At 47.5% G+C, this 6441-nt stretch carries 5 protein-coding genes; all 5 read left to right on the top strand.

The window, feature by feature from the left end; all coding sequences use genetic code 11:
* On the top strand, window positions 1–1570 hold a 1570-nt coding region (locus tag ACO6V5_RS00065), incomplete at its 5' end, for a hypothetical protein (RefSeq protein WP_422492045.1).
* 209 nt (window positions 1571–1779) lie between these two features.
* Window positions 1780–2823, top strand: coding sequence for a hypothetical protein (locus ACO6V5_RS00060; protein ID WP_422492044.1), 1044 nt, complete (start codon window positions 1780–1782; stop codon window positions 2821–2823).
* Between the two features lie 47 nt (window positions 2824–2870).
* The gene (locus ACO6V5_RS00055; protein ID WP_422492043.1) at window positions 2871–3629 is read left to right on the top strand and encodes a hypothetical protein; all 759 of its coding nucleotides are present in this window, start codon (window positions 2871–2873) and stop codon (window positions 3627–3629) included.
* Window positions 3630–4007: 378 nt separating this feature from the next.
* Window positions 4008–4166 (top strand): hypothetical protein, encoded by a 159-nt coding sequence (locus ACO6V5_RS00050; RefSeq protein WP_422492042.1) that lies wholly within the window; start codon window positions 4008–4010, stop codon window positions 4164–4166.
* 62 nt (window positions 4167–4228) lie between these two features.
* Window positions 4229–6214 (top strand): hypothetical protein, encoded by a 1986-nt coding sequence (locus ACO6V5_RS00045; protein ID WP_422492041.1) that lies wholly within the window; start codon window positions 4229–4231, stop codon window positions 6212–6214.
* Window positions 6215–6441 lie beyond the last annotated feature (227 nt).

Here is a 6441-nt window from a genome sequence, read left to right as displayed (position 1 = left end):
GAAAAGCTTCTCAGAATACTTCGCTACCCATTCTGCCAGTGCTGACAAGATCATCACTCTGCTGCGGGAAGGCTTGATCAGTAAAGTTGAACTTGAGAACTATATAAAGGCCGTCAGAGGTGTTGATGGTTATCAGACAGTGGCCGAATTTGAACACTTGCTTGGCTACAAACACGGTGTCGACGTGCCTCGCTTCAAAGTCGTTGTCGGGATACTGTCTGATGAGGGGGCTGACGATTTCATGCAGACTGCCTTTAATCCTGTGACCGTGGCGGCCACTGACCCGGCGGGTATGAAAGAGTCTGTTGTCGGCATGAAAGAGTATGCAGCTGCGGTCATCGCCAACTACGTTCTTGACGATATTGCCTTTGAAAATGGCCGCAGGACGGCAGCCTTCCTGTGCAATCTTCAGGATACCCTGACACCTTATGCCAATGTTGCTGGCCTGTCTGAATCAGACCTGATCAAGGCAATCCATAACACATTGATGCTGGCTCATGTCGCAGCAGTTGAGTGGCAGCTCAATGATTACTGGGTCAAACCTTCAGCTTTTCTGGTACAGGCTGTCACCTGGTACTACACCAGTTACAAACCCCTGCTGGCGACCCATACCGTCTGGCAGGCTACCGATCTGTCGCTGTCAAACATGGCATTCCTCTACCTTCTGGATCTGACCAACAGGGGTGATTACCTGCACCGGATGCTCATACCTTTCCAGCACTGGCTGGAACGCTATGGTGTTGATCTTGACCGAACCGGGCAATATGCCTACCACAGTGGAATTGAACAAGTCTCTGAGGTAGGCGGGATGGTCATGCCGTTGGGCAAGGCCGCGTCATCAGTCATTCTGCTGCAAACCGGCGCTATGCTATTTGCCAGACAGCACAACGCCAACCCGCACAGCTATCGCAGCATTTCACGTCTGACGCCCGAAATAGTGAAATCCATGGGTTCCGGGCAAGGGGTTCAGGTACCCTTGCTGCACAGAGCGACACCGCAAAAAGTAAAAACTCTGGCCTCGGTCACAGCCGGTCTGGTGCTGGGTCCGGTAGCCACTGTCGGAGCATACGCCCATGGCCTTATATCTGGATTCACTTATGCTCAAACCTTCGGATTCGCTCTGGCATCGAGTCTCACTTTCGACTTCTTTATGAACGACAACAAGATGCTCACTCAGTGGCTGGGTGGACCCCTGGGCCGCAGTCTTGACAAGATAAATCGCTGGAAAGGCATGGGGGAAACGCAAGATGAATTTGTGAAACGTACCGCTATTGCCTCGCCTCAACGCTTCAATGAAACTGATGAAGCCTATACAAACCGTGTTAAAGCAGGCAACAGGATGCATGGCTGGACTCGACATGAAAATTATCTGCAGTTCCGTGACCGCCGTGATCGCACCATGAAGATGTTCGAGAATAGCTGGGAAAAATACTTCAGGGAGAATGTGCCCAAATGGTCGTTTTCCCACGCAGAAAGTATTCCTTACTCCTGCACTCTGGGTGCTTTATTCGAGTCAGGGACTGAAGCGCCTGAGGAAGCCTCTACAGCCATGAATGCATTCCTTCCCTGAAAAACCACTCAATTATACGGGCATTGAGCTTTACCACTGCGAACTGAATTCGCTTCTGGCGGATTCCTCACTTTGAACTAAATTCACTCAACAGCTTGCCGGAACAACCATGAGCGATTGACGGTCATGAACCGCTGTAATGTGCTTCCTCTCCAGGTATGGCAATCACTTTTCAAGATAACAAAAGTACTCAGCTCTGAGGTAGCAGAATGACAAATACCCGCCACAATGCATTAAGCCTTGCAGTGGCCATTGCGATCAGCTCTTCCATCATTAATACAGAGGCACTGGCTGCTCGCAAACTGCAGACGAAAGCCTATATTTTGGGCAGCGGAAATGTTGTGAAACTTCGTAGTGAGGTCATGGTTCAGCCAACTTTAGGTGATGACCAGCAGCCAATACCCAAATCTTTTACCACCACGTACCCTTATGAGCCTTCAGAAGGTCAGGGCTTTATCTCTACTACTATGAGTTTTACAGAAATTCTTTATGGTATTGGTGATGGTGTTTCCAGTGTTGATCAGTTTGAAACAGGCGAAAATGACGTTGCTCAGAAATATATCAAAGTTCTCAAAGTAGGCGATGAGGGAGTCTTCAGGTTCACCCACAACCTTGAAGAAAAGGAACTGGTCATTGAAGTCAGAGGCGGAATGACCGATCAGGATTCCGTGGAGGTTGCTCGTGATCAATTAGTTTGGAGTTCATCATTACAACCGTTAACGAAAATCGCCAACCACCTGCAACTGGCTAAAGTTTTGAGAGCCGCTGCAGAAAGAGCAGGAAACCTCGGCTCAAATGATCACTATGTTGGCCTTGCCACCATTGAAGTTGAAAAAGTTGAAGTGAATGGGCGTACCTTCATGCGCCTTATCGCTGCGGGCGATCAACCCCCTGAACTGCACCGTCTGGGTCAATCACTCTTTGTCAATGATGAGGCTCTCCTGGCAGCTGCCGCCTCTGCCTATATTCAGGTTCATGTCCTGGAAGAGGATTTACAACAGGAGGCTCTGAACGAACTACTGGCACACAACAAACCTGTCGGCTACATAGTAGACGCTGAGGATGCCAAACGGGTTTATCATGTGCATGCGGGTTATCCAAAGTTGGAAATAGCAGAAGCTCCGGGGGAGAATATTGTTTTTCATGGTCTGATGCAGAATCCGGATGATGTCGCTTTCGTAGAAAACCTCTATAAATTCTGGATAGAAGCCGACGGTAATAGTCCCGTCCCTGCAGTAAATGCGGAAACCTAACCAAAGTACAGCTCAAAAACTACCGGTTCGTGATTCGAAGCAGGCAGATGGCGGTGCTGGAGGAGTTAGTTGCACAGCACGATGCCGACGTTGACAAAGATCAGCTGACGGTACTTTCAAACGAGGATAAACTGGCGGTGCGTTCGCTTGTATATTACGAATCCCTCCTGCAGGCATTGGCGCTGGCTTCTCCAGATGAGGCATATGGATCAGATGAATTTGAGTTCACACCAGAACACATCAAAGTCGCTTCATTAGTCATCACGCCAACCCGGATGTACAGGCAACTCTTAGGACACTTTGGCTTCAAACCCGTACTTAAAAATCTTCTGATGAACCCGCACTTTTTTCAGCATATTCGCAAAGTGTTACCCGTTGTCGGCTATATCAAAGAAGCACAGATCGATCCTCACAAAGACGAAGAGTTTTCTTTCAGAGTCATGACCGACATGGCGAGACAGCTGTTTGAGTTACACAACAACCTGGAGGAGCTGCGGATAGAATATGCCAAACTGGGCAAGCTAAACGAAAAAATATTTCGTGAAACGGCAGCAGAACATGGTATTTATAGTCGAGACAGCACCCAGACACCAGAAGAACAAGCCAGACTTCTCAGAAATAAAATTCATGAAATCACCCAGGAGTTGGTCACAGCCTTTGCTGCAGTAGAACAGCCTGACTATGAAATTATAATCACAATACTGACAGCCGTTGAAGATCAGTTCGGTATGACCCCGAACAATAAAAACAATCTTGTTGCCGCTTTCAGTCTGTTCGGCAGCATATACAGCATAGAACAGACCTGACCGACGATGAGGCTCTGCAGAGACTGACAAACCTTGAAAGTAATCTCGGCCTGATCTCTGACGACAAAGATACCCCGGAAACCCGTCAGCAGGCCATTCTGCAGTTCCTTGAACAGCAAGAAGCTCTGGTCCAGCGACACCTTCTTCCGAGAACCGTTATAGAAGCTGGAAAAGCAGCCGCAATCAAAGCCCGCTATGCAACAAACGCCGCAAATTTAAACATTCAGGACATTGACAGCAATGCAGATGTAGACGCTCAGCAAGAACACCTGCTTCAAAAAATCGAGGAAATGAATGCTCACGACCAACTCATGCTTCAGAAAATCAAGACAATGGATATTCAACAAGATGTCCTGCTTCATAGAATTGAGACACTGCATGGCCAAAGATAATTCTTACACCGAGGCCAAACAAAATGCTCTGGCAGAAATTCTTGGTATTAAACTGAGTAAAAACAGCGTAGAAAAGAATCAGGACGTCCTGGAAAAAGCGGTATTCAGGGTGGTCCACAATCTTGCACGCCTGGAAAAAAACTGAAAGAGATCAGAACGCCAGACCGCCTCAAACCCAGCCCTGAACTACTTCAGAAACTCACTGCTGTGGAAAAAACCCTGAAGATGGTCGACATCGATAGCGAGGGCGATGTGTATGATCGTCGGAACGCCATTTCTGAGAAAATTCAGACATACTTTAACGAGGCTATGCAGCGGGCAGAGGAAGGGGCGCTGGATACACTGAAAACCGCAGAAGAAATACTCGGGATCCAGGTCAGTGAAGGTGATAACAAACTGGAACGACTTGACAGGGTTCGTAAAAAACTTCATGACAATAATGTCATCAAAAAAATAACCGAGCAGCAGTATTATGCCCTCTGGGGAGACGATACCAAACCTGCTGATTACAAAAAAAGGAAAGGTAAACATGAGAAGCTCCTGCTTGATGCCCATCTTACCTTTTATGTCGAAGATGCAGATCAGCTAGCCAAAGGACGGCAGAGTGAGATGCTCATGGCTTTAGAGCGCATTCTGGGCATCTCCGCTTATGAAAGCGCTGCTCTCAGGAAAAGGGACAAGGCTTTAATTGCTAAACTGGCCGATGATCTGAAAGTAGAATTAAAAAAAGATGTCAGCCGAAAAAAACAGGTGCAAGCCCTAAGGTCCAGAGTTTCGGAATTAAGGTTAAAAGTATCCCACCGCTATGAAGATGAAGATTTATCAAGAAATATTAACAATGAAATTGCTCATCAACTCAACATTGAAGACTATAACAATAATGCCTGTGTGAATGATCAGACCAATCTCATTGAAGAAACACTCTCAAAACTGAGCAAAGAAATTTTCAAAGTGGGTCGGCCTACCGTTACTGAGAGCGTCGCAGTCATTGAGAATGAGCTTGACAGACAAATGGCCCGACTGGGGCCAAAACCCCGATACTTACTTGATCGTGAGGTAGCCAGAGCCAGGCGAGCAGTAAGAGAAGCTGAAAATGAGCTGGAAATGGCTGACCGCAACATGGATATTTTTCTCCAACATAACCGGGGTAATATCGCTCTCAATCAGGGAATGAAACAACTTCAGACCGAGCTGGGCCTGTCTGCAGGTGACGAACAAACCAATAAAGAGCGAGCAGAGGAGATCATAAATTTCCTGCTGGGGTACAGTGTAGACGTACGAGATAAAATCGTTGAGAAACTGAAAGCCAAAACAAATCAGTACGTCCGGATACATTTCGACCCCACTTCGCTGCAAGAAGCTGACTACGTTTTTCATGTTAATGGCTATACATACACTCCGCTTCATGCCGCAGCCGATGAAATCGATGGAGTACGGGGTGAACTGCCTTTAACCAGAAAAATGTACGCTCAGGTCACGGAGTTTCTGCATGAGCACGACAGGAAAAGTATGGATTTAGCCAATGCAATGGCTGAAGAAGTTGCTGCACGAGAAAATCTGGTTCGCAAAGAACAGCAAATGTTCGACTATGAAAACATCAATGGACACCCATCAAGCTCAGATAAAATCGATCTGGATCGGCTGGATTCAGCCCTGCATCATAAATATCAAGCTGCATTAAGTGCAAAACAGGACCTGGCGGATCATGACGCGTTTCTTGAAGCCACCGAAGCAGCCGTGGGTCTTGAACCTGACACTTCTGACACCAATGAACAACGGATTAATGCCCTGAGAAACAAACAGTTAGAACTGGGCGGTGATGATGGTACTGGCGGCAAGATTCGGCAACTGATTGAGGAACCGTCCCGTCAGATGCGTCTGGAAGCTGAACTTGAAGCCAGGAAAGCAGACGTTGTGAGAATGGAAAAAGTCCTGAAGGTTGCCGAAGAAGCCGTCAAGAATGACCGCAGTCTCATCCAGTACTCAGAGAAACAGGCAAAATTGCTGACCGATATGAACGACTTCATGCAGCGGCACCCTCTCAAAAAACAAGCTCTGCAAGCCGCAATTGGCCTGAACGAAGCAGCAATGCAGAGCGATAAGACAATACCATTTCTTTCGGTTTTCAATTTTGACGATGAATTTGCACCCATTCGCGTGCAGGCAGCCGGCCGGAGACAAACTGACGTTTAAGCGGCACGGTCGGATTGTGGAAGTTTTTAAAAGCCTGAAGACCAGCTTTCCGAAATCCCCCGTCGCCTCCCCGGAAAATCGGCCCGAAAGACGTGCTGGAAGAAATCGAGATTATGGTGCTCAACGCCATGTATGAGATGGAAATAGAGGTCTCAGCAATTCCAAGACGAAATTCGCGACATTGGCAAAACAGCCATAGACTCCGTTGGGCATGAACCGGAAGACTT

The organism is Endozoicomonas sp. ALD068, assembly GCF_049310145.1.
GTDB lineage: Bacteria > Pseudomonadota > Gammaproteobacteria > Pseudomonadales > Endozoicomonadaceae > Endozoicomonas_A.
Note: the sequence above shows the minus strand (reverse complement) of the source record. Positions and strands in the feature narration are given on the sequence as shown.